This window comes from Parasphingorhabdus sp. (assembly GCF_048269865.1).
Classification (GTDB): domain Bacteria; phylum Pseudomonadota; class Alphaproteobacteria; order Sphingomonadales; family Sphingomonadaceae; genus Parasphingorhabdus.
The window spans coordinates 152,856-173,385 of sequence record NZ_JBLWUA010000009.1; the positions used below are offsets into that span (position 1 = coordinate 152,856).

General features: G+C 55.9%; 18 protein-coding genes and 1 pseudogene. 9 read left to right on the forward strand and 10 right to left on the reverse strand.

Annotated features, from left to right (window positions below; translation table 11 throughout):
- Positions 1-4 precede the first annotated feature (4 nt).
- From ACN0WW_RS13425 to ACN0WW_RS13445, 5 genes are all read right to left on the reverse strand, one after another.
- Positions 5-928: an alpha/beta fold hydrolase gene (locus ACN0WW_RS13425; RefSeq protein WP_417613338.1), complete on the reverse strand. Its 924-nt coding sequence runs from the start codon at positions 926-928 to the stop codon at positions 5-7.
- Between the two features lie 3 nt (positions 929-931).
- A complete protein-coding gene (locus ACN0WW_RS13430; RefSeq protein WP_417613340.1) occupies positions 932-1,540 on the reverse strand; it encodes an amino acid synthesis family protein in 609 nt (202 codons plus the stop codon).
- 76 nt (positions 1,541-1,616) lie between these two features.
- Positions 1,617-2,105 (reverse strand): VOC family protein, encoded by a 489-nt coding sequence (locus tag ACN0WW_RS13435; RefSeq protein ID WP_417613342.1) that lies wholly within the window; start codon positions 2,103-2,105, stop codon positions 1,617-1,619.
- Complete coding sequence (locus tag ACN0WW_RS13440) at positions 2,092-3,126, reverse strand: WD40/YVTN/BNR-like repeat-containing protein (protein ID WP_417613344.1); 1,035 nt, start codon at positions 3,124-3,126, stop codon at positions 2,092-2,094. The genes ACN0WW_RS13435 and ACN0WW_RS13440 overlap by 14 nt, the downstream gene beginning before the upstream one ends.
- A gap of 49 nt (positions 3,127-3,175) precedes the next feature.
- Positions 3,176-4,684, reverse strand: a complete 1,509-nt coding sequence (locus ACN0WW_RS13445; RefSeq protein ID WP_417613346.1) for an aldehyde dehydrogenase family protein — start codon at positions 4,682-4,684, stop codon at positions 3,176-3,178.
- A gap of 199 nt (positions 4,685-4,883) precedes the next feature.
- On the opposite strand from ACN0WW_RS13445, the gene ACN0WW_RS13450 reads away from it, so the two are divergent.
- Positions 4,884-5,648, forward strand: a complete 765-nt coding sequence (locus tag ACN0WW_RS13450) for a 2-keto-4-pentenoate hydratase (RefSeq protein ID WP_417613348.1) — start codon at positions 4,884-4,886, stop codon at positions 5,646-5,648.
- Positions 5,649-5,662: 14 nt separating this feature from the next.
- A complete protein-coding gene (locus ACN0WW_RS13455) occupies positions 5,663-6,466 on the forward strand; it encodes an SDR family NAD(P)-dependent oxidoreductase (protein ID WP_417613350.1) in 804 nt (267 codons plus the stop codon).
- A gap of 77 nt (positions 6,467-6,543) precedes the next feature.
- Here ACN0WW_RS13455 and ACN0WW_RS13460 read toward each other — a convergent pair whose 3' ends face one another.
- A complete protein-coding gene (locus ACN0WW_RS13460; RefSeq protein ID WP_417613352.1) occupies positions 6,544-7,725 on the reverse strand; it encodes an MFS transporter in 1,182 nt (393 codons plus the stop codon).
- Between the two features lie 66 nt (positions 7,726-7,791).
- A complete protein-coding gene (locus ACN0WW_RS13465; protein WP_417613354.1) occupies positions 7,792-9,156 on the reverse strand; it encodes an aminotransferase in 1,365 nt (454 codons plus the stop codon).
- A 224-nt stretch (positions 9,157-9,380) separates the two neighbouring features.
- Between ACN0WW_RS13465 and ACN0WW_RS13470 the strand changes: the two genes are divergently transcribed.
- The gene (locus ACN0WW_RS13470; RefSeq protein ID WP_417613356.1) at positions 9,381-10,325 is read left to right on the forward strand and encodes a LysR family transcriptional regulator; all 945 of its coding nucleotides are present in this window, start codon (positions 9,381-9,383) and stop codon (positions 10,323-10,325) included.
- Between the two features lie 120 nt (positions 10,326-10,445).
- Here the strand turns inward: ACN0WW_RS13470 and ACN0WW_RS13475 are convergent, their stop codons facing one another.
- On the reverse strand, positions 10,446-11,672 hold the full coding sequence (locus tag ACN0WW_RS13475) for an acyl-CoA dehydrogenase family protein (protein WP_417613358.1): 1,227 nt from the start codon (positions 11,670-11,672) through the stop codon (positions 10,446-10,448).
- 384 nt (positions 11,673-12,056) lie between these two features.
- On the opposite strand from ACN0WW_RS13475, the gene ACN0WW_RS13480 reads away from it, so the two are divergent.
- The 4 genes and pseudogenes from ACN0WW_RS13480 to ACN0WW_RS13495 form a co-directional block, all read left to right on the forward strand.
- Positions 12,057-14,456, forward strand: a complete 2,400-nt coding sequence (locus ACN0WW_RS13480) for a TonB-dependent receptor (protein ID WP_417613360.1) — start codon at positions 12,057-12,059, stop codon at positions 14,454-14,456.
- 63 nt (positions 14,457-14,519) lie between these two features.
- Complete coding sequence (locus ACN0WW_RS13485) at positions 14,520-15,008, forward strand: flavin reductase family protein (RefSeq protein ID WP_417613362.1); 489 nt, start codon at positions 14,520-14,522, stop codon at positions 15,006-15,008.
- A gap of 583 nt (positions 15,009-15,591) precedes the next feature.
- Positions 15,592-15,831, forward strand: coding sequence for a hypothetical protein (locus ACN0WW_RS13490; RefSeq protein ID WP_417613364.1), 240 nt, complete (start codon positions 15,592-15,594; stop codon positions 15,829-15,831).
- A 5-nt stretch (positions 15,832-15,836) separates the two neighbouring features.
- A pseudogene (locus tag ACN0WW_RS13495) lies at positions 15,837-16,659 on the forward strand (IS110 family transposase); the annotation flags it as partial.
- Between the two features lie 1,168 nt (positions 16,660-17,827).
- On the opposite strand, the gene ACN0WW_RS13500 reads toward ACN0WW_RS13495, so the two are convergent.
- Entirely contained in the window at positions 17,828-18,427 is a 600-nt protein-coding gene (locus ACN0WW_RS13500) for a DUF1826 domain-containing protein (protein WP_417613366.1), read from the reverse strand.
- Entirely contained in the window at positions 18,424-19,659 is a 1,236-nt protein-coding gene (locus ACN0WW_RS13505; protein ID WP_417613368.1) for a GTP-binding protein, read from the reverse strand. The genes ACN0WW_RS13500 and ACN0WW_RS13505 overlap by 4 nt, the downstream gene beginning before the upstream one ends.
- A gap of 83 nt (positions 19,660-19,742) precedes the next feature.
- Here ACN0WW_RS13505 and ACN0WW_RS13510 point away from each other — a divergent pair, with 83 nt between their 5' ends.
- Positions 19,743-20,144, forward strand: coding sequence for a MerC domain-containing protein (locus ACN0WW_RS13510; RefSeq protein ID WP_417613370.1), 402 nt, complete (start codon positions 19,743-19,745; stop codon positions 20,142-20,144).
- Positions 20,141-20,506, forward strand: coding sequence for a hypothetical protein (locus ACN0WW_RS13515; protein ID WP_417613372.1), 366 nt, complete (start codon positions 20,141-20,143; stop codon positions 20,504-20,506). Before ACN0WW_RS13510 ends, ACN0WW_RS13515 begins: the two co-directional genes overlap by 4 nt.
- The last annotated feature ends 24 nt before the right edge of the window (positions 20,507-20,530 follow it).

Here is a 20,530-nt window from a genome sequence, read left to right on the forward strand (position 1 = left end):
CCTGTCAGTCCGCCGCAACCTGACCAGTGCGCAGTCCGGCCAGAAAGCCCTCGACCAGACGCATGAAACTTTCAGGCGCGTCATCGTGAACATAATGGGAGGCGTCGGCAACGGTGGCGTGGCTTAGCACCGGATTTTTCGCTTCAAGTTCCTCAACCTTTGCGAGGTTACAGAAGTCGGACCGGCCGCCGCGGATAACCAGCGTAGGGGTGCTGACCGCCGCGATCACCGGATGCAAATCAACGACGCGCGCCGGATCTGGCTCGACTCTGGTCGCTACAATCCCGTCGGCGTCATAGCGCCAGACGACTTCACCACTGCCGTCCGAACGCATCGATTCAAAAAGACGTTCTTCAATTGCGCTATCCGCCACCCCGGGCCGTAGCTTGCGCCAATAAGCCCGGGCCGTGGTCCAGTCGGGAAAGCGGGTTGGCAGCGCAGCCATCTCCGCAACGATCCGTTTAAATCCGGCACCCGCGACCGACGAACCGGCGGTAATATCTTCCACCACAAGGGCCGAAAGACGCTGCGGATGCTTTGCTGCATAGCAGTAGGACGTAGTTCCGCCCATCGAATGGCCGACCAAGGTAAAGCGATTGAGCTCCAACCCATCGACGACGGCCTCCAGATCGCTCAGATAGGCATCGGTGTAATAGTTGCGCTCGGGATCCCAGTCGCTTTCGCCGCGCCCCCGGGCATCGAAGGCGATCAGCCGCCAGCGATCGGAAAATTCCGAAGCAAGCTTGCGCCAGGTTCCGGAATAGCCACGCAGGCCATGTAACAGCACCATCGCGGGCGCATCCGGATCACCCCATTCGCGCACATGAATACCGATTCCGCCGTTCGAAATCCGTCGGGTCCGCTCATCGTCGAGCTGAGCCACTGGCTGTGGCGTCCGATCAGAATCGCTGTTAGCTTGCGCGCTCATGCTTCAGGTCAATCCATTGCCTTCAGCGTCTTCAGCCTTGAGGCCACCAAGCCGCGCATTTAGCCGTCCACGGGTCGCGAAAGCCCAGCAGACAATCACTTCGTCACGGTTCGGTGCATCATCAAAAGAAACGCTCATCGTATCATAATGCGAACGGACATAGAGCGCGTCCTTGTGACCCAGCGGGATGTCGATAATCGTTCCGGGAACACCGCGCTTGCCGGTCGACGGCACCCATGACGCACCACCGCCAACCGCATCACGGATCGGGTTGGCCGCCGGGTTGGTCAGCAGGGCATTGCCATGCTCATACTCACCGTCAATGCCAACCATGATCGCCTTGCCATAGCTTTCGATCTTCGCTCCGCCCGACAGCGCATTGAGCCGACGACCAATCTCGATCCCCAGTTTGGGCGAACCGTCGATCCAGCCGGAAAGATCTTCTACGAACTCGCCAGCATAGGGGTTCTTGACGCACACGCCGATCATATATTTGATTATCGGCTCGCCATCCGCAGCGGCACCCGTTTCACCGGCCCAGGTCTCTTCGACCTGACTGAACCATTTGCGGATGTGAAAGGGACCAAAGTTCGGTGCAAAGGTCGTCATCATATTCTCCGTGTCGTTATTTTTTTGCTAAAGAGTTCGCTTGCGGGCAGAAACGGTCGAGCCACGCAACCGGTCGATATTAGAGGGCGGCCGGATCAACCGGATCGGCCTGCCCCTGGTTGCGATTCAGCTCGAACTGCGATTCACCGGTTTCCTGAGGGATCCGCTGACAGAATACTTCGAGCATGTGTCCGTCCGGATCATAGAAGTAAATTCCGGTGGAAACCCCGTGATCCAGAATTTCGGCGATTTTGATGCCACGCTCCGCAAAAAATGAATAATTGCGGCGCAAGTCATCCATGTTCGTGCCGGCCATCTTCAGCCCGATATGCTCGAATTCCTGGCCGGTGGTTGCCCCTTCTGCAGCCGGGAACAGCGCAATATCGTGATCACTCACTCCGAAACTCAGAAACACGCCGCCTTTGTACGGACCATCCGCAGCACGCGCCACGATCTTCATTTTGAGCACGTCGCTGTACCACTGCGCCGAAGCCTCAGGGTCCTTCACGAACAGCACGATGTGGGCAATTTTCTCTACCTGGATCGGAGACGATTCATTTTGTGACATGTGGTAGCCCCAGATCCTCCGGCACTCCCGGAATCCATGTAATATCTGTGATCTCGTTGAACTCGCGCCATTCCTTCGTCCAGGATTTTCCGGCATCGGTTGACCGATAGAGATAGCCGAATTTGCTTCCGGCCAGCATGAAGTCGGGATCGGCGCTATTGCCGCCAAAGGCCCACATGCAAGAGTTGGACGGGCTATCCAGATCGGCATGGGTCCAGGTCAGCCCGGCATCGCCTGATGTCAGGATCGCCGCTGTTGTTCCGGGCGTACCATCGCCAATGCCCACCGCAACGTCGCGGTTGCTGCCAGGCTTACGCATCAGCAAACGCGAATAGCGCAGGCCGAAGCTATCCTTGGCGGACAGGCGGGTCCAGGTTTCGCCGTCATCGGTCGAACGATATAACGCAATGACGGTCAGCGCGAGATGTACCTTGCTTCCGTCGTCCTGCTTCAGAACCATCACATCGTGAATATCGGAATTGCCGCCAAATTCGGACCATCCGGTGTCGATCCGCTTCCAGGTGTCACCACCATCACGGCTGCGATAGAGACCGCCTTCCTCTACTCCGGCCCAGACATCATTCTCGTCGTCAGGATCGACAGCAAGCGCCAGCATCCGCGGGCGGTTAACGCCGGCACAGAATTCTGGCATTTCCAGCTTGGTGCGCTCCCAGCTGCGCCCGCCGTCACGCGAACGAAATAAAATGGAGCGCGAGGGAGCGCCAGTTCCGGCGTACATCACTTTTGGATCGCTCTCGCTGGCGACCAGTTTCCACACAGCAAAATCGTTGAGCGCGCAATCGACCTTGCTCCAGTGCACGCCATGATCAGAACTGTAAAACAGGCCTTTTTCGGCACCCGCATATAGTGCTGTTGGATCGGCGGGATCGATCAGCAGACAGCGAACACGGTCATCATATTCAAGGTCCTGACCGATGTTGATCCGATACCAGTTTTTGCCTTCGTCATGGGTGCGGATAACCGCTTGCCCGTCGGTTGCAACTATCATGGTCCTGCTCATACTGCCTCCTGCTTATTTTATTCTATTAATTTTTGTTTTTCGACGAGATTTAGCTCAGATTGATCCAGATGCTTTTGACTTCGCTGTAGAGCTCCATGGCCTGACGCCCGTGCTCACGCCCCCAGCCGGACTGTTTGAACCCGCCAAACGGTGTGGCATTGTCGACCAGGTTGAAGCAGTTGACCCACACGGTCCCGGCCTTGACTGCAGCGGCGAGACGATGCGCCTGACGCAGATCGTTGGTCCAGATGCCAGCGGAGAGGCCAAAATCGGAATCATTTGCCTGCGCAACCAGATCATCCGGATCAGACCAGCTGAGCGCGCTCAACACCGGACCGAAGATTTCTTCCCGCACAATCCGCATATCGCGACCCGCATTTGCCATAATCGTCGGCTCAAAGAAGAAGCCGTCATTATGGGCTTGCGGGCGACCGCCGCCTATCATCACGTCGGCGCCTTCAGCCTTGCCGATTTCGACATAGGAATTGACCTGATCCCACTGCTCCTGCGAAACCAGCGGGCCGAAATTGACTGCAGGATCAAGGCCGTTGCCGATTGTCAGCTTGGCCGCTTGGTCGGCGACACGCGACAGCAGGTCATCATGGATTGACGAATGGGCATACAGCCGCGACCCGGCGGTGCAGGTCTGCCCCTGATTGAAGAATATCCCCGCTGCAATGGACGCCGCCGCCGCATCGAGATCCGCATCAGGCAGAACGATTTGCGGCGACTTTCCCCCAAGCTCGAGACTGACCTTCTTGAGATTAACCGTCGATCCGCGAACAATCGCCTTGCCCACTGACGTCGAGCCAGTGAAGGCAACCTTGTCGACACCGGGATGATCGACCAGCGCAGCGCCAGCTTCACCGAAGCCGGTGATGACGTTGAACACGCCCGGGGGAATTCCTGCTTCTAGCGCCAGCTCTGCCAAGCGGAGCGCTGTCAAAGGCGTCTGCTCAGCTGGCTTGAGAATGACAGTGCAACCTGCGGCCAGCGCCGGAGCAACTTTCCAGGCCGCCATCGACATCGGATAATTCCAGGGAACAATCAGACCGCAGACGCCGACCGGCTCGCGGACGGTATAATTGAGAATCTTCGCACCACTGCGGGGCGAAACCGGCAGGGTCTCTCCGCCAAATTTGGTCGGCCACCCGGCGAAATAACGAAAGGTTTTGATCGACCCTTCAATTTCGACAACCTGAGTCAGCGTCGCCGGTTTTCCGTTGTCGATACATTCCAGCACAGCCAGCTCCGCAGCATCGCGCTCGATCAAATCAGCGAGACGGTTCAGCAGGAGGGAACGGTCGACGGCGCTCATATCGCGCCAGCTGGGATCTTCCAGCGCCTTGCGGGCAGCTTTCACCGCCAGATCAACATCGGCCACCCCGCCTTCAGCAACCTGGCATATTTCCTTGCCGGTCGCAGGGTTGAGCGTGGCGAAGGTCTTGCCCGACTGCGCCTGCACCGACGTCCCGTCAATGATCAGACCTTGCGGCCCTTTTGCGAGCGCAGAGCAAAGAGATTCAGCTTGAGTGAACGTTGCGGACTGTTCTGACATAGTTTTACCTTAGGGTTTTTGAGCAACCAATTTCAGACAAAGCAGGTTAACGCTTCGTCGATTCGAATATCTGGATAGCGCAATCTCAAAATGTAAACAATACTAGATTTTTCTCTTTCTTTGTTTCATATGCGCGACAATACGAACGAGTATCAATTGCGATCAAGCAGACGGGGGACTGAAGGTGCAGGACAATAATATGGCTCTTGAACAGGTGTTGCGGGACGCAGCCCAGTCACCGTATTCGGCCGCCAAGCTGCCACGGCATGTTCCAACGATCGAAGAGGCCTACGCCGTCCAGCGCAATGTCTACACCAGCAGTAATGTGCCGGTTACAGTGTGGAAGCTTGGTCTCACCGGTGCGGAAGTCCGGCAGGCCTTTGGTGCGAAGGAACCCATCGTTGGAAGGCTCGCCGCCAGCGGCATATTTAACAACCGCAGCGAAATACAATTTCTGGGTCCGCAAATGTTTGCCGAGGCTGAATTGATCTTTGAAATGGGTGAAGATCTGCCAATGAAAGCAGAGCCGTACTCCCGCTCCGATCTATGTGCTGCCCTGAAAGGGATCTATGCCGGTATCGAGATCGTCCGGAGCCGTTTTGAAACGACGGAGCTTGCCCTGCCATTGCTGGTCGCCGACAATTCCATGGGCCACGGATTGGTGCTGGGGCGCAAGCTTTCCCTGCAGTGGGAGGACCGCTTTGGAGACATGCCCGTCAGCCTGACCCGCAACGACGAAGCACCGACGGAAGGATCGACAGCGCGCGTTCAGGGAAATCCGCTCGATGCAGCTGTCTGGTTGGCCAACTGGCTGCGGGAGAATGAAAAGGAAACTCTTAAACGCGAGCAACTGATCGCCTCAGGCACGTGCACCGGTGCTACGGAGATGTTCGCCGGGGATACCATCAGCATAGATGTTGACGGGGAACAAGCTGCGCTCGTCAGGCTTGGCGCAGAAAATTAGAAGGAGATATTACAATGTCGTTAGAATTGGGCCTCAGGGGCAAAGTTGCTGTCATCACCGGCGGCGGCGTGGGCATCGGGAAAGAAACGGCCCGCAAGCTTGCCATGGAAGGCGTGAAAGTCGTCATCGCCGCGCGCACCGTATCGAAATTGGAAGCTGCCGCAGAAGAACTGCGCCAGTCAACCGGCGGCGAAATCATCGCCGTGCCGACCGATACCACATCTAAAGACTCGGTTCAGGCTCTGGTCGATGCCGCCGTGGAGAAATTCGGCGCAGTGCACATCCTGGTCAATTGCGCAGCCGCTCCCGGCGGCTTGGTGCGCAACGCGATTGAGGAAGCGGATGAAGACGCTCTCATGCTTGACCTGAACACCAAATTGTTTGGCTATTTCCGCACCGCAAAAGCTTGCGTCCCGCATATGCGCAAAGCTGGCTGGGGCCGGATCGTCAATGTTGGCGGCCTCACCGCACGCTGCACGGAAGCACTTTCCGGCATGCGCAACACGGCGCTGGTACATTTTACCAAAACGCTGTCCGATGAAGTGGGCAGTGACGGCATAACCGTGAACATCATTCACCCGGGCGTCACCCGGACCGAGCATATTGAGGAATGGTTCGCAGAAATGGCGGAAGAAGAAGGCACCACAGTGGATGCCATCGTTGCACGCGAAGCAGCGGACCCCGCTGCGTTGAAAAGGATGCTGGAAGTGGAAGAAGTCGCCGATCCCATCGTGTTCCTTTGCTCGCAGCTGGGAAGCGGGATTACTGGTGAATCGATCGCCGTCGATGCCGGCTTGTCACGCGCTGTCTTCCTCTGATTGATCAAAGAAAGGGGTGCCCGCCGATCGCTGCGGGCACCCCTTTTTTATAGGCATCCTGTTACCCTGAGCGCATATTAGGCAGGCCGTTGCCCCCATCGCATGGTCGCGATTGTCAAGACGATGCTCAGCGCCAATATAAGACTCGCGGCGTAGATCATAACGGTGAACGATCCGGTGACCAATGTCGCGGCCGCCGCAGCCGGCCCCAACCCCGTACCGAAGGTCTGGATAGATCCCATAGCGCAGACGACGCGTCCGCGCTGGCAGGCTTCCGAACAGATCCCCGACAGAAGCGGCTGGGCAAAATTCCAGCTGAACATCATCATCGTGCACGCGACGACAAAGGCGCTGGGCGTCACATGGTCGCGAAACATCAGAAAGCTGACGGTACCGATCGCACCGCTGAATACCAGCGGCCAGCTTCGTCCCCAACGACGCGGCAAAACACCCGCCAGTCCCGCGCCAACAACACCGGCCATGGTGCCGAGCGACAAGCCGTTCGCTATGGCTCCGTCGGACAGCTCACTCAATTGGCCAATCCGTTCGGAATAGCTCCACACCGCGCCCATCGCGAAAAACAGCAGGAAAACGCCGAGCAGCGCACCGGATGCAGCGCGCAAATCAAGCTTGCCGCCGCCGGCGAAAATATCGGGCTCGTCCTTGCTGCCATCGGGAAACGCCCGCAGCGAAAGCATCACGAGCCCGGCGAGCCCTGCAACAACGATGAAAAACGTACTCGGCCTAACCGCATTCATGATCGATGGCAGCATATAGAGGAAGCCCGAACTGAGCAGGGCTCCCGCAACCAGATAGGTCGCAAAAGCGCGGTCGGGGTTTTTCGCCCGGCCCAGCGCCGCAAAGGCAAAGCCGATCGCTATCCCCTCCCCCGCGCCGGACACCACGCGCGCAGCGGCCATGGCCGGAAAGCTCATCACAGCGGCCGTCAACAGATTGCCCAAAACGATTAGCGCCAGACCAAAGCCCACGGCCAAGCGCCAGCGCACCCTGGCCAGAGCAAAGGTGCTGAGGCCGATGGTCACACCCATCGCGTTGATATCCCAGGCAGCTAGATAGCCGAGCTGGTCGTTGTCGAAACCGGTCTTCTGAGCGACCACCGCCAGAAATCCCGGGGTTATGAAAATTACAATCGCACCTATAAGGCCAACCAAAATGGCACTGATAAGGCCGCCCCGGTCGAGGCGTTCAGCCCCTTCTTCTGCAGCAGCCATACCGGCAATGGCAGTATTAAGTTCCATGTCGCACCCCTCCCAAAGCCATGCTCCTAATGGGCCGCCCGAACGGTTCGCGCGGCCCGAGTGCGATCAGGATTCAAGGACATCATTCACTGCGAGGGCGAATTTGTCGACAATCTCGTCTGCGTCAGCGCGGGTAATTACCAAAGGTGGCGCAAAGACCAGCGTGTCCCCCAGAGCGCGTGTGATCAGACCACGTTCCGCTGCGGCTTTCAGGACCTGACGACCGGTCCGGTTTCCAGCGGGGAGACTTTCCTTGGTTTCGCGATCTTTCACCAGCTCAATGCCGAGCATCAGACCTTTGCCGCGAATATCGCCAACATGGGCGTGCTGACCCAGGCGATCGCGCAATTGCTGCATCATATAAGGCCCGACATCGGCAACATTTTCTACGACTTTCAGTTCGTCGATCAGCTTCAGCGCCGCGAGCGCAGCCGCTGCACCAACCGGATGGCCCGAATAGGTATATCCATGGCCGAACACGCCAATCTGGTCGGCCCCTGCATCAAGCACGTCCCAGACTTTCGGGGAAATAAAGACTGCGGACATAGGAAAATAGCCGGATGTCACACCCTTGGCCGAGGTGATCAGATCAGGTTCGTAGCCATAAGTCTGGCTACCCCAATAGGTACCAAGTCGACCATAGCCTGAAACAACCTCGTCAGCGACGAACAGAATGTCATTCTTTTTGAGGATCGGCATGATTTCTTCGAAATAACCTTCGGGCGGCGGAATAAGGCCACCAGCGCCCATCACGGCTTCGGCGAAAAAGGCGGCGATTGTATCCGCTCCCTCACGGTCGATCGTATCCTGCAACTCCTTGGCGAGGTGGCGAGAGAAGTCGCGCTCAGACATGCCATCCGGTGCGTTACGATAATAATGCGGCGCACTCACGTGCAGGATCGGTCCCTTGGGCAGGTCAAACAGATTGTGCATGCCCGGCAGACCGGTCAGGCTGGCTGTCGCGACGCCCGATCCATGATAGGCGTTCCAGCGAGAGATGATCTTTTTCTTTTCCGGTTTTCCGCGCAAATTATTATAAACCCAGATGATCTTGAGCTGCGTTTCGTTGGCATCGCTGCCCGATGTCCCGAAAAAGACACGTGCCATGGGAACCGGAGCCCGAGCCAACAGCGCCTCGGCGCACTCACCAACAACATCGGTACCCAATCCGTTGAACGTGTGGAAAAAGGACAGTTTTTCGCTTTGCTTGGTGATTGCCTCGGAGATTTCCTCGCGTCCGTAGCCCAGGTTGACGCACCATAGCCCAGCCATGCCGTCCATATATTCCTTGCCCTGAATATCGCGCACCCGCACTCCGGATCCCGATTCTATCATCATCGGACCATCGGCCTTGAGGTCGTTGATCGAGGTGAAGGGATGAAACTGGCTGCGCTCATCGCGCAAGTGGGCCTGAGACCGCTGACTTGTCATAATGAAATCTCCTTAAAACGGACCGCAACCCGGAGTCGCGGTGTAAAAATCTTGCGAAGACGATACTTCGCGCAAAGCTCATCCAAACGCAACAGTATATCTTAAAATAGATGTATTTTTGCGTTACCGTAACAATTGACATGGCACCTGGCGCGCCTCTGCCGTTCGCCTTTCTCACTCAACAGACCATTGACACAGACGGTCGCGTGCAACAGGAACGCAGCATGGAAGACAAACCAGACTTAGGCAACGTCATGGCGATGATTTCGTTTGCCGCGGTGGTGAGCACCGGTGGATTCTCCAGCGCTGCGAAACTGCTTGGCTATTCGAAGGCAGCTGTCAGCCGCCAGATCGCAAAGCTTGAACAAAATACCGGAGTGCGGCTGCTCGACAGAACGACACGCTCGGTTGCACTGACCCCCGCCGGACGCGAGATGTATGCGCGCTGTGCAAGGATCGTGGACGAGGTCAACGAGGCAAACCAGATAATCACCGGGATGGTTACTAAGCCGCGCGGCGACCTGAAGGTCAATGCACCCGTCGTCGCCTCGCTCTTCGATTTGACCTCAATCATTCCCCGCTTCCTGCAAACCTATCCGGAAGTTCGCCTGCTGCTCAATCTATCGGACAGCAAAGTGGATATGCTAAAGGGCCGTTTCGACGTAGCCTTCTGGGTGGGTGCGCCATTTGATTCCAGCCTCGAATCCGTCCGGCTGCGAGTCTATCCGATGGCTTTGGTAGCCGCACCGGATTATCTCGAGCGCTCTGGCAGACCAACCTCTCCGAATGATCTCAAAGATCACACCTGTATTGTCGAAACCCACCTTTCGCCGGTTGGCGAATGGCGATTGTCCGATGACATTTCCGTAGCGGTCAATCGCGGTCCCCTGACGAGCAATTCTGTCCGCATGGCACGAGAGGCGACTCTGCAAGGCCTGGGCGTCAGTTTTCTGCCTCGCTTTCTGGTCGAAGACGATATTGAGGCAGGCAGGCTGGAGACCCTACTCACCGATACCGTCACGCAGAGCATCCCGCTTCATATCATATTCCCGCGCGGCAATTTTGCCCTGTCCAAAGTCAGGGCATTTGTGGACTTCGTCCGCAGTGAAATGGTGGAAGGCAATGACGGCGGTCAGGGCGCAACGCTTGGACTGGCCTCAGCAATCTGAGCAAATCTGCAAATCCTGAGCGGCTTAGCCAGACCAAGCGATAGTACTCTTGCCGACAAGCGGATTTCAGACGCTATTTAGCATCAAGTTGATGGGTTATCTAGCCAAGCTAGATCTTCCTCACAAATCCATACAGTCATTTTCGAATCCAAAAGCCATCGCGCCCAGATTACGGGCATAAGGATAAGGATTGTTGGCAACATGAGCGCGGGCACAGTGGATATCGAGAAAAGCACGCTGGATCACATTTCCGGAATAGATTGCCTTTCCTCCTGAGAACAACATCAGCTTGTCGACGGCTTCCACGCAGCGCGAGACCATCGCCGTTGTGTGATGGCCAAGTTGCGCCCGGCGCTCGACGGGCCAGTCACCACTGGCGGCTCGAGTTTCCAATTCGCCGAGATCCGCCGCGAGTCTCAGTTCAAGGTCATTAAGAATCAGCATGACGTCGGCCACAGCTTTCTGGATCGTCGTGTCGCCTGCCAGGCGCAATCCGGTATAGGTCGTCCGTTTCTGCAGAGTGGATTCAACGAACACCTCGAGAGCTCGACGAAGCGCGCCGATAGATGTGGTCGAAACCGTCCGGTTGAACAACTGCGCAAACGGAATGGAATAAAGCGGGGCGGTATTCAGTGCATGTCCCGGGCAATCCAGATTGAACATGTCGCGCTCGCGGAGCACACGGTGATCAGGTACGAACACATCCTCAACGACGATATCATTGCTGCCGGTAGGGCAAAGACCCATTACATTCCACGTATCGACAATATCATAGTCACTGCGGGGCAGCAGGAAATTATAGGGTTCGGGCCTACCGTCGCCGTCTTCTGCAACCATATTCGCGCCCAGAATTACCCATGAGCAGTGCGCCGAACCGCTTGAGAATGCCCATCGGCCGCTGAATCTATAGCCGCCATCGATCTTGGTGGCCTTGCCGGTCGGCATATAGGATGAACTGATCAGGACGCTATTATCTTTTCCCCATACATCTTCTGCAGCTTGCGGATCAAACAGCGCCAATTGCCAGTTATGAACAGCGATAACGCCATAGACCCAGGCGCTGCCCATGCATCCCTCGGCCAGAGTCTTCGCAACCTCGCAATAGACGGACGGCGACATTTCATAGCCGCCATAGCGTTTTGACTGCAAAATCTTGAAGAAGCCAGCGTCCTGAAACGCCGCAATGGTTTCTTGCGGCACTTGCCGATCAAGGATGGCTTTTGCTTCCCGTTCACGCAAGGTTGAAACAAGTGAGCGTGCTCGCGCAACAAGTTCGGCGGCATCCACTCCGCATGCGGTATCACCCTTCGGTAAAGCAACATTATCTGCTTCGACTGACTGAGACATATCCATCCTCCCTTTGGCAATGCGAATCGCCGCAATGCCCTTAAACTCAACCATAGCGAATTGACGGAATAATTGACAATATATATGTATATTCATGCATTGTTGCTGATATGCAACGACAGGAAAGGCATAGAATTCCTAGATAAACCTTTTTATACAGTATGTTATGAAACTATATTCAGTCTCCGTCATATTATATCAAAAATCAAACCGGAGCTTAGTTTATTGTTTCTTTTATAAGACAATAATGCAATAAACCTTATCACTGTACATTATATAGCATCTGCATTGCGGCCGTATGGCCGTTGCCTCTGACCCAATATTGGGTCAGACGATCACTATCGGGGGAGACTGTACATGACTACAAATCGGGGAGACCATAAAATGCCTACAAAACTTCGCGCGGCGCGCTGCGTATCGCTCATGCTGGCGTGCTCGGCGCTGACCATTCCAGCGATGGCGTCGGCACAACAAACAGCAGACAACAATGCCGATGGCGGCGTTTCGGACGTAATTATTGTAACCGCCAACAAGAGAGACCAAAGCCTGCAGAAGGTTCCTATTTCAGTCAGCGCCTTTTCCGGGGAACAGATCACGCGTCTGGGCATCACCGACACAACCCAGGTGACCCAGCAAATTCCGTCTCTGAGGGTCAATGCATGGTCCCCCAACCTCACAATTTTCAGCCTCCGCGGCATCTCGCAGAGCAACTTCACCGACAATCTCGAAGCACCGGTCGCGGTTTACCAGGACAACGCGTACATCGCTTCGATGAACGCTGTTTCCGGACAACTCTTCGACATCAAGCGGGTCGAGGTGCTCCGCGGCCCTCAAGGTACGCTATTTGGGCGCAACGCCACTGGCGGGCTGATCCACTATCTCAGCGAAGACGCAAGCAGCGACGAATTTAACGGCTATGCAGAAGGTCAGTACGGCCGGTTCAACGACTGGTCGCTCGAAGGCGCTGCTGGCGGCCAGTTGGCACCCGGCCTGCGCTTTCGTGCCGCCGCGCGCATCGAAAAAGCCGATGGTTATATCAAGTCGCGCGACACGCTTGCGCCTGACGGCTCTCTGATTGCGCCAGGTAGTGGGCAAGATCTGGGCGGCAAAGATGGCTGGGCCGCTCGCATTAACCTTCAGGCAGATTTGTCCCCGGACGCAACATTGAGCCTGTGGTACAAGCATTCCGAAGACAATGATGTCGCGACCGGGGGCTATGTGTTCGAAAACTGTGTCTACCTCGACAATGGTTACTGCGATACAAATGCCGCCGGATTGAGCGATGACCAGAACGGCGTGTTTAACGGCGTCACCTCCGATCCTGCGTCGCCTTGGGAACATTTCGGCGAACGTCCTGGCAAGCTGGATCGGGTAATGAACAGCTATCAGGGACAACTGGACTGGGATTTGGGCGCCGTCCAATTGACTGCGATCACCAACTACCTGACAATGAACAAGTCCTATTCCGAGGACGGTGATGCGTTGCCCTTTCAGGTCGTCGATGTCGACACTTCGATCAAATTCAACCAGTTTTCTCAGGAGCTACGCCTTGCTGGTGACACCGACTGGCTGAAATGGCAGGTCGGAGCCTATTTCCTCGATATGGATTATGACGGTGTCCACGGCGTGACCGGCGCCCCCATTTACGATTTGGCGGTTGCCGGAAACGGCGGATTTTCTATCCCCACGGTCAACCAGTTGTACAAGATCAAGTCCAAAAACTGGTCCATATTTGCCCAGGGCGATTTCACGCTCACCGATCGGCTTTCGCTAACACTGGGCGGACGCTTTTCGAAGGACAACAAATCGATCGACTATGTCAACGTCCTCAGCGACCCCACCTTTGCTCCTAATCCCGATCCGGTCGTCCTGTTCACCGACCAGGACCTAGCGGCGGTGGTACCCGGCGTAAACCGCGAAAAGTACAGTGACTGGGCGGCCCGTGTATCGCTCAATTTCCAGGCGACGTCAGATACCTTGCTGTTCGCGTCGTGGAACCGCGGTATCAAGGGCGGCAACTGGTCGCTTTCGTCCAACATCGCAGCGGCCGACTTCCGGCATCGTCCAGAGACCCTCAACGCCTTCGAAGCAGGCTTCAAGACCTCGCTGGCGGGCGGCAGCCTGCGCCTCAACGGCACGGTATTCCACTATATCTATGACGATTATCAGGCCTTCTCGCTCGCTGGCGGCGTGCCTCACGTCTTCAACAGTGATGCCCACGCAACCGGCGCTGAACTCGAAGCATTCTGGTCACCATCGAGAAATTTTGACGCCGTCTTGGGTGCCACTTGGGAAACGTCTTCGGTTGACAGTATACCGGCCACAGACATCCAGTTCGGACCTGAATTTTTCCCGGGCGCACCCGACTCTCAATATTGCACCAATCTTGGCGGCTTGTTCCGCTGCGACTTCCCGCAAAAGACGATCCAAGGTGCTGAATTGCCCAATACTCCGCGGTTCAGCTTTAACTATCTCCTGCGCTACAATATGGACGTAGGGGCCGGCAACCTGGCCGCGCAGGTCGATGGAGTCTGGTACGATGACCAGTTCCTGGAAGTCACCAACGGCCTGGGTTCAAAGCAGGATGCCTATAATGTCACGAACGCGTCTTTGACATATCGTCACGAGCAGACGGGAATCTCGCTGACGGCCTGGGGACGCAATATATTCAACAAGGCCTATCGTGCCTATGCGCTCAATCTGGGAATTCTGGGCGTTACCTCGATCTACGCCCCGCCAGCGACCTACGGCGCAACCTTGCGCGTTCCGTTTGGCAGCAACTGAGAAAACCGTTGCCATCGACCCCGGGACCAGAAGGTTTCGGGGTCGAGCTTCGGACGGAATCGCATGGATCAGATCGACGTAAATATCTTCCGTTCTGCAATGGCCCGCCTCGCCAGTGCAGTCACACTGGTGACGACAGACGGCCAAGCAGGACGACGCGGCATGGCTGCGACTGCGGTAACCAGTATCACCGATGAGCCGCCCAATCTGCTGGTATGCGTCAACAAATCGGCGCGCAGCAATATGATGATCAAACGGAACGGCGTTTTCTCGGTCAACGTGCTCAGCAAGGAACAGGAAATCCTGGTCGGCGCATTTTCCGGTTCATCGGAGGCCGATCCGTTCTGTGAACCGGAACTCTGGAGCACCTTGCAGACGGGCGCTCCTATCCTCAAGGGTGCGTTGACCAGCCTCGATTGCATGCTGGACCAGATCGTCAACATCGGTACGCACAGCCTGTTTGTCGGACATGTGGTCGGAGCGCAGATTGGACCTGCTTCTGAGGGTCTGGTTTATTTTGACAGGAAGTTCTGCGGCGTTGGAGAGACCTGATTTGTCTGTTCGCTATCAATAGCAATTGCTGACGATAGCGACGTCATCCGAATTGTTTTTTACTGTCGCTTCGCGACAATAGCTACAAATGTCCCACGGCTGAACAACCCCACCATCCGGTCGCGATCAATCCCCGTTATATTCTCCGACACGCGTCCGATAGCTTTGTGCGCGAACGCTATCGGACGATAGTGCGCGGTAATATCTTTGCCAGCGAGAGCGCTCCTTTTGACTGATCAAACGCGCATCATCATCGCAGTCTTGTTGATGCAGACCCGTCCGAAAACACCCGCGCAGCATATTCCGTGCTTATTAAGTCACCCATTCCGGCGAAGCCGCGCAATATCATTTTCCGCTGCAGCCGATCCACAATTCACCGAATTTCTCGGAAAAATGGAGCGGGCGAAGAGATTCGAACTCTCCACCCCAACCTTGGCAACGGGTTCGGGACGTTTTCGCTACAGTTTCTAGACCTTTCTAAAACTGCGAAATACCACTATTATTCAATAGCTTATATTGACCGTAAATCCGAATCGACTGCGCTACGATTTGCCACGGTTTTCCGCCAAATGCTTCCCCGGCTATGCTGCACCTGCGTGGGGAAGCAGATTTGGCGCGCGTGCGCCGCCAGCCCAGTCACAAAACCAGAGAGGAATTTACTCAAACCCCCAAGCAATTTTACATGACCCGATTGACCAAGCGCATTATCGACTCTGCAAAACCCGACCGCCGCGACAGCTTTTTGTCGGATAGCGAACTCAAGGGATTTGGCGTTCGCATCAAAACCCAGCGGTACACGCTCATTCATTATTCAGTATCGTAATCGAGGAGCTGGCGGCGCTCGGCGTCCCCATCGTCTGTCTGGAAACCCGTCATGTTCGCGCAGCGATGTCTGCCCAGCGCAACAAGACCGATGCCAACGACGCACTCGGCATCGCGCATATCATGCGGACTGGCTGGTTCCGACAGGCGTATATCAAGACCGAGGACTGCTATCGGATGCGTTTGTTGCTGGTGCAGCGCCGCAGTTTGAAGCGCAAGTTCCTCGATCTGGAAAACACGATCCGCCACTCTTTGAAGGTGTTCGGTATCCGGCTCGGCAGTGTTGGCCACGCAGGCTTCGAGCAAGCTGTCCGCAAGGCGGTGGCCGCAGATCCGGTAACTGCCGGCGTGATGGAATGCATGCTGCACGCACGCGCGGCGCTGTGGCTGGAGTATCTCACGCTCAACAAGATGGTCGTCCAGATCGCGATGCGCGATGAGCTTTGCCGCCGGTTGATGGCCATCCCTGGGGTCGGCCCGGTGACCGCGCTGAGCTTCAAATCTGCCATCGACGATCCCAAGCGCTTCCGCCGCTCGCGCGATGTCGCAGCCTACTTCGGTCTGACCTCGAAGCGATGGCAGTCAGGCTCTTCAATCGATGTGCAGGGCCGGATCAGCAAAGCTGGTGATCCCGAAGTGCGCCGGGCACTCTATGAAGCGGCATCCGCGATGCTGACCCGCTTCAAGGGACGCGACACGATCAAGACATGGGGGCTGCACCTGGCCAAGACAAAATGTCACGCCAAGGCGCGCATTGCTGTGGCCCGCAAGCTGGCCACTGTGATGCATGCCATGTGGACCGACGGCACCTGCTATATCGGCGATCCCGAGGCATCTGAAGCCGATGTGGCGGCGTCTTGGTCGGCCAAGGAGAAACGGCTGAGCTATGCCCGGTCATGAGTTTAACCTGCGTTTTTGTTGCCCGTGATGGCAACTCCCTAGCTTAGGAGGTCCGCGCGAGTGGCGAAGGAATGGTACAGTCAAGGACAACGGGAACCACGATATCTTGCCTGTGGCAGCACTATGCTGACTACGCTCGAATGCCTGTGATGATGCCCGTAAATCCGATAGCGACATGTGCCGCGGCGGTTCGAACGCTGCTTCAATGCAGCCAGCAAAACCCGCCGACGAGCACGGAAGATTGCACGGCGTATCAGACCTTCAATGCTTCGCAGTACTTCGCAGAGCAGCGAACGATAGTGATCGTTTTACTATGATGGAAAGGAAACGACGATGGCGAATGCTCGGAAAAAGACTGGCCCAATTAAGATGGCAAGCTAAAAGCACCGCCGTGGGTTGGGGTGCAGGCTGTTGGGATTAAAGGGAAATGTGCGCCAGCCACTCGCCGGCATGACTGGCATCAGCCTTCGAAAACGGCGCAATTGTAACACTTCTAGCGCCGTAGCTTACATTACAGTCAGAATTTGTCCCAGCTTATTGAACGTCCTTGACAGCCTGCCTTCGAGGTCCAAGTCCTGTAAGGACCTTTTTGATAACGTACCGACCGGCAGCTTCATCCCCATTTGCTGTCGTTCGCACTCAATCCCAATTAAGCCGCGTGCGGACGTGCCCTGTTCCCATCTGGATGGCCTATTTGTCGAATTGTCTTGCAACCGGCATTTTACACTTCATCTTAGAGATGGATTCCAGTGCAGCAATATCGCGAAATTGCGGTTGCGCTTTACAAGCTGCGGTTAGAGCTCTCAAGAATTCGGATTGGCCAATCTCCAACGGAGATTGATGCGCGCGGCTCGATATCGCAACCCAATTTTTGCGCAAGTTGCAAAACCACGTCTCGAACCTACTCCCCTGAAAAGCCACTCTAATTGCATCATGGCCGGGATTGAACATACCCGGCATTAGATCAGAATCCTCACCGACTTCGCCATGGTGGTTATAGGTAAACTGGAATCCTGCTTTCGGTTATGATCAAAGTCTTGACTAGCTTCTGGAATGTTCCGCCAACTTCCATGCACCGGCTCAATCACATCCTGCAATTATGCGGGATTGATCACCAGCATCAACCGTTCCTCGCCAGTCCCTTCAATGGGTGGCGAGCGGTGTATGGCTGGAGCATCCGATGACCAGAGACGCCCCTTGAAGAGAGCGACATCACCTGCCCGCATCTGCTGGATATGGTGCGGTTCACCGCAACCACAATCTGCGCCATCATCGCCGTCAAGCCATTGCGTGCCCTGGCCCGAATAAGTCGTGATCAGTCGCGCTGTGACATAATCGGCGTGAAATTTCTTGCAGGCGTTTGTGGTAACATGTTCGAGCCGGATTTCCACAACATCGGTTTTCATGATGTCGGCGAAGCCATGGGCGAGACTCTCTATGTCATTCTGCAGCGCCGTTAGGGAACGGCTTCTAGCATAGCCCGCGTCGGCCAGCGCATCGTTGAGCGCATCGGACAATTCGTCGATATTCGCGGTAAGACGGATATCGGCAATGCCATCCAGATCGAGGCTCGCTGAATCAATGACCGGTTCGCGTTGCCAGAGGGCGATCGAGATTTGATCATCGCGGATCGCGTCGAGGGCGCCGATATTTTCTGCGATCAACGCGACGGAACGGTTTTTCGTGTCCCCGATCATTCGATCGACTCCAGAACAGGTTGTTGCGCTTCCCAGGCCGGGAAGGGATCGGGCAAGGCCGACCATTTTTCAGGCGTAAATTCATCGCTGGCAACCAGGCAGTCATCCAGCTCCCGGCGGATGCGCGCTTCGTCCATGCCAACACCGATAAACACCAGTTCCTGACGCCGGTCGCCCCAGATTGGATCCCAGTGCTTCACCACAGATTTCTCGAAACTCTTCTCTTCCGGCCATTGGTGCCTGGGAACGGCAGCCCACCAGCGTCCGAGGCGTGCGGTGACAGTCTGGCTCCCGGCTACCGCCAGTTCTCCCAGAAAATTAGGGCGCGTAGCGAGCCAGAAATGACCCTTGGCGCGGATGATATTATCGAGCCCGTTCTGCGTCAGGAATTCATAGAAACGGGCAGGATGAAACGGGCGGCGGGCGCGGTAGACAAAGCTCTCGACGCCATATTCCTCGGTCTCGGGGCGGTGACTGTCATGATCATATAGTTCCTTGGCCCACAGAGGATGCATTTCCGCTTTTTCCTCATCGAAAAGGCCGGTGTCGAGTATCGCGCCAAGATCGACCCTGGCATAATCCGTTTCGATGATCTTGGCATCAGCGTTGAGCGAGGCCACAACCTGCTTGACGACTGCCAGCTGCGCTGCAGAGACTTCGCTCGCCTTGTTGACGAGGACGACATCGGCAAACTCGATCTGTTCGACCAGCAGGCTTACCAGACGACGATCGTCCCCTTCGCCTGCAGTTTCGCCGCGATCCGCAAGGAAATCATGGCTGGAATAATCGTTCAGAAGATTGATCGCATCCACAACGGTGACCATGCAATCCAGTCTCGCGGCGTCCCCCAGGCACCGGCCTTCCTCTTCGCGAAAGGAGAATGTGGCAGCCACCGGCAAAGGTTCGGAGACCCCTGTGCTTTCAATGACAAGATAGTCAAAACGCCCCTCTTCGGACAGCTTGCGTACTTCCAGAAGCAGATCATCCCGCAGGGTACAGCAGATGCAGCCATTGGTCATTTCAACCAGGGTTTCTTCGGATCGCGACAAAGCGGCCTCTCCACCACGCACCAGATCCGCATCGATATTTACCTCCGACATATCGTTCACGATAACCGCCACCCGTTTGCCGTCGCGGTTGCCGAGAATGTGGTTCAGCAGCGTTGTTTTGCCGGCTCCGAGAAAGCCGGAGAGAACGGTAACGGGTAAAAGCGGGCTGTGAGCGGAACTCATAAAACTGACCTCTTGCGATTTATGTAATGTTGTATCATATCATTAATCAATTAGATTCGGGTTTCTGAATCCGCAAGGAAAATATGATCATGCCGCCGCACTATGCCAATCGGATCGAAACGTCCGCCCTGTTTCTGTCCGGTCTGTGCGTTGTTCATTGCATCGGGCTTCCGATACTTTTCGTTGTCGTCCCCGTGCTTGCGGACATTATGGCCTTGCCTGACGCATTCCATGCTTATGCTCTCGTGATGGCCTTGCCTTTGAGCCTGGCCTCACTGATATATGGCGCAAGGCAGCACAGGTCGTTCGCGCCGCTGGCAATCGGGACAATAGGGCTTTTGCTCATGGCGATCGCCCTGACCGACAAATATCACCAAGCCGAAGTCATATTAACAATGCTGGGTGCCACCGGCGTGATTCTGGCTCATATTTCCAACTGGAAACGGCGTACGCGGTCCGCAGTTGCATCTGGCAGCCGGAATTGAGCCGCCGGAAAGCCTTTGTTGTCGATCGGCAGGTCGAGGAAATCCTGCTCCAGTGCACAAAGCCTATTGGTGCCTATCAGATAGCGGAGAGGCTGCCGAAGGTCGCGCCGGCGCAAGTTTATCGGGCACTGGAACGCCTGATCGCAAAAAACAAAGCAAGGCGTATCAACGCTCGCAATGCATTCGTCGCTATATCTGCCGAGACCGATCTAATCGCCATTTGCAGCATATGTGATGAATTCAAACTGCTGGAATGCCCAGACTTTGTTGAAGGCTTGACGCACGTTTGCCAAAGTAAGGATTTCCGGATCAGAGAAATATGTCTGGAAACGGCGGGAAGGTGCCAGAATTGCCGCAGGTAGCAAAGATATTCTGCTGACCTTGGC

What these genes read in the sequence shown, in the direction of transcription:
- ACN0WW_RS13425 (WP_417613338.1), bottom strand. Translation starts at nt 928, where the DNA reads ATGAGCGCGCAAGCTAACAGCGATTCTGATCGGACGCCACAGCCAGTG.
- ACN0WW_RS13430 (WP_417613340.1), bottom strand. Translation starts at nt 1,540, where the DNA reads ATGATGACGACCTTTGCACCGAACTTTGGTCCCTTTCACATCCGCAAA.
- ACN0WW_RS13435 (WP_417613342.1), bottom strand. Translation starts at nt 2,105, where the DNA reads ATGTCACAAAATGAATCGTCTCCGATCCAGGTAGAGAAAATTGCCCAC.
- ACN0WW_RS13440 (WP_417613344.1), bottom strand. Translation starts at nt 3,126, where the DNA reads ATGAGCAGGACCATGATAGTTGCAACCGACGGGCAAGCGGTTATCCGC.
- ACN0WW_RS13445 (WP_417613346.1), bottom strand. Translation starts at nt 4,684, where the DNA reads ATGTCAGAACAGTCCGCAACGTTCACTCAAGCTGAATCTCTTTGCTCT.
- ACN0WW_RS13450 (WP_417613348.1), top strand. Translation starts at nt 4,884, where the DNA reads ATGGCTCTTGAACAGGTGTTGCGGGACGCAGCCCAGTCACCGTATTCG.
- ACN0WW_RS13455 (WP_417613350.1), top strand. Translation starts at nt 5,663, where the DNA reads ATGTCGTTAGAATTGGGCCTCAGGGGCAAAGTTGCTGTCATCACCGGC.
- ACN0WW_RS13460 (WP_417613352.1), bottom strand. Translation starts at nt 7,725, where the DNA reads ATGGAACTTAATACTGCCATTGCCGGTATGGCTGCTGCAGAAGAAGGG.
- ACN0WW_RS13465 (WP_417613354.1), bottom strand. Translation starts at nt 9,156, where the DNA reads ATGACAAGTCAGCGGTCTCAGGCCCACTTGCGCGATGAGCGCAGCCAG.
- ACN0WW_RS13470 (WP_417613356.1), top strand. Translation starts at nt 9,381, where the DNA reads ATGGAAGACAAACCAGACTTAGGCAACGTCATGGCGATGATTTCGTTT.
- ACN0WW_RS13475 (WP_417613358.1), bottom strand. Translation starts at nt 11,672, where the DNA reads ATGTCTCAGTCAGTCGAAGCAGATAATGTTGCTTTACCGAAGGGTGAT.
- ACN0WW_RS13480 (WP_417613360.1), top strand. Translation starts at nt 12,057, where the DNA reads ATGCCTACAAAACTTCGCGCGGCGCGCTGCGTATCGCTCATGCTGGCG.
- ACN0WW_RS13485 (WP_417613362.1), top strand. Translation starts at nt 14,520, where the DNA reads ATGGATCAGATCGACGTAAATATCTTCCGTTCTGCAATGGCCCGCCTC.
- ACN0WW_RS13490 (WP_417613364.1), top strand. Translation starts at nt 15,592, where the DNA reads ATGCTGCACCTGCGTGGGGAAGCAGATTTGGCGCGCGTGCGCCGCCAG.
- ACN0WW_RS13500 (WP_417613366.1), bottom strand. Translation starts at nt 18,427, where the DNA reads ATGATCGGGGACACGAAAAACCGTTCCGTCGCGTTGATCGCAGAAAAT.
- ACN0WW_RS13505 (WP_417613368.1), bottom strand. Translation starts at nt 19,659, where the DNA reads ATGAGTTCCGCTCACAGCCCGCTTTTACCCGTTACCGTTCTCTCCGGC.
- ACN0WW_RS13510 (WP_417613370.1), top strand. Translation starts at nt 19,743, where the DNA reads ATGATCATGCCGCCGCACTATGCCAATCGGATCGAAACGTCCGCCCTG.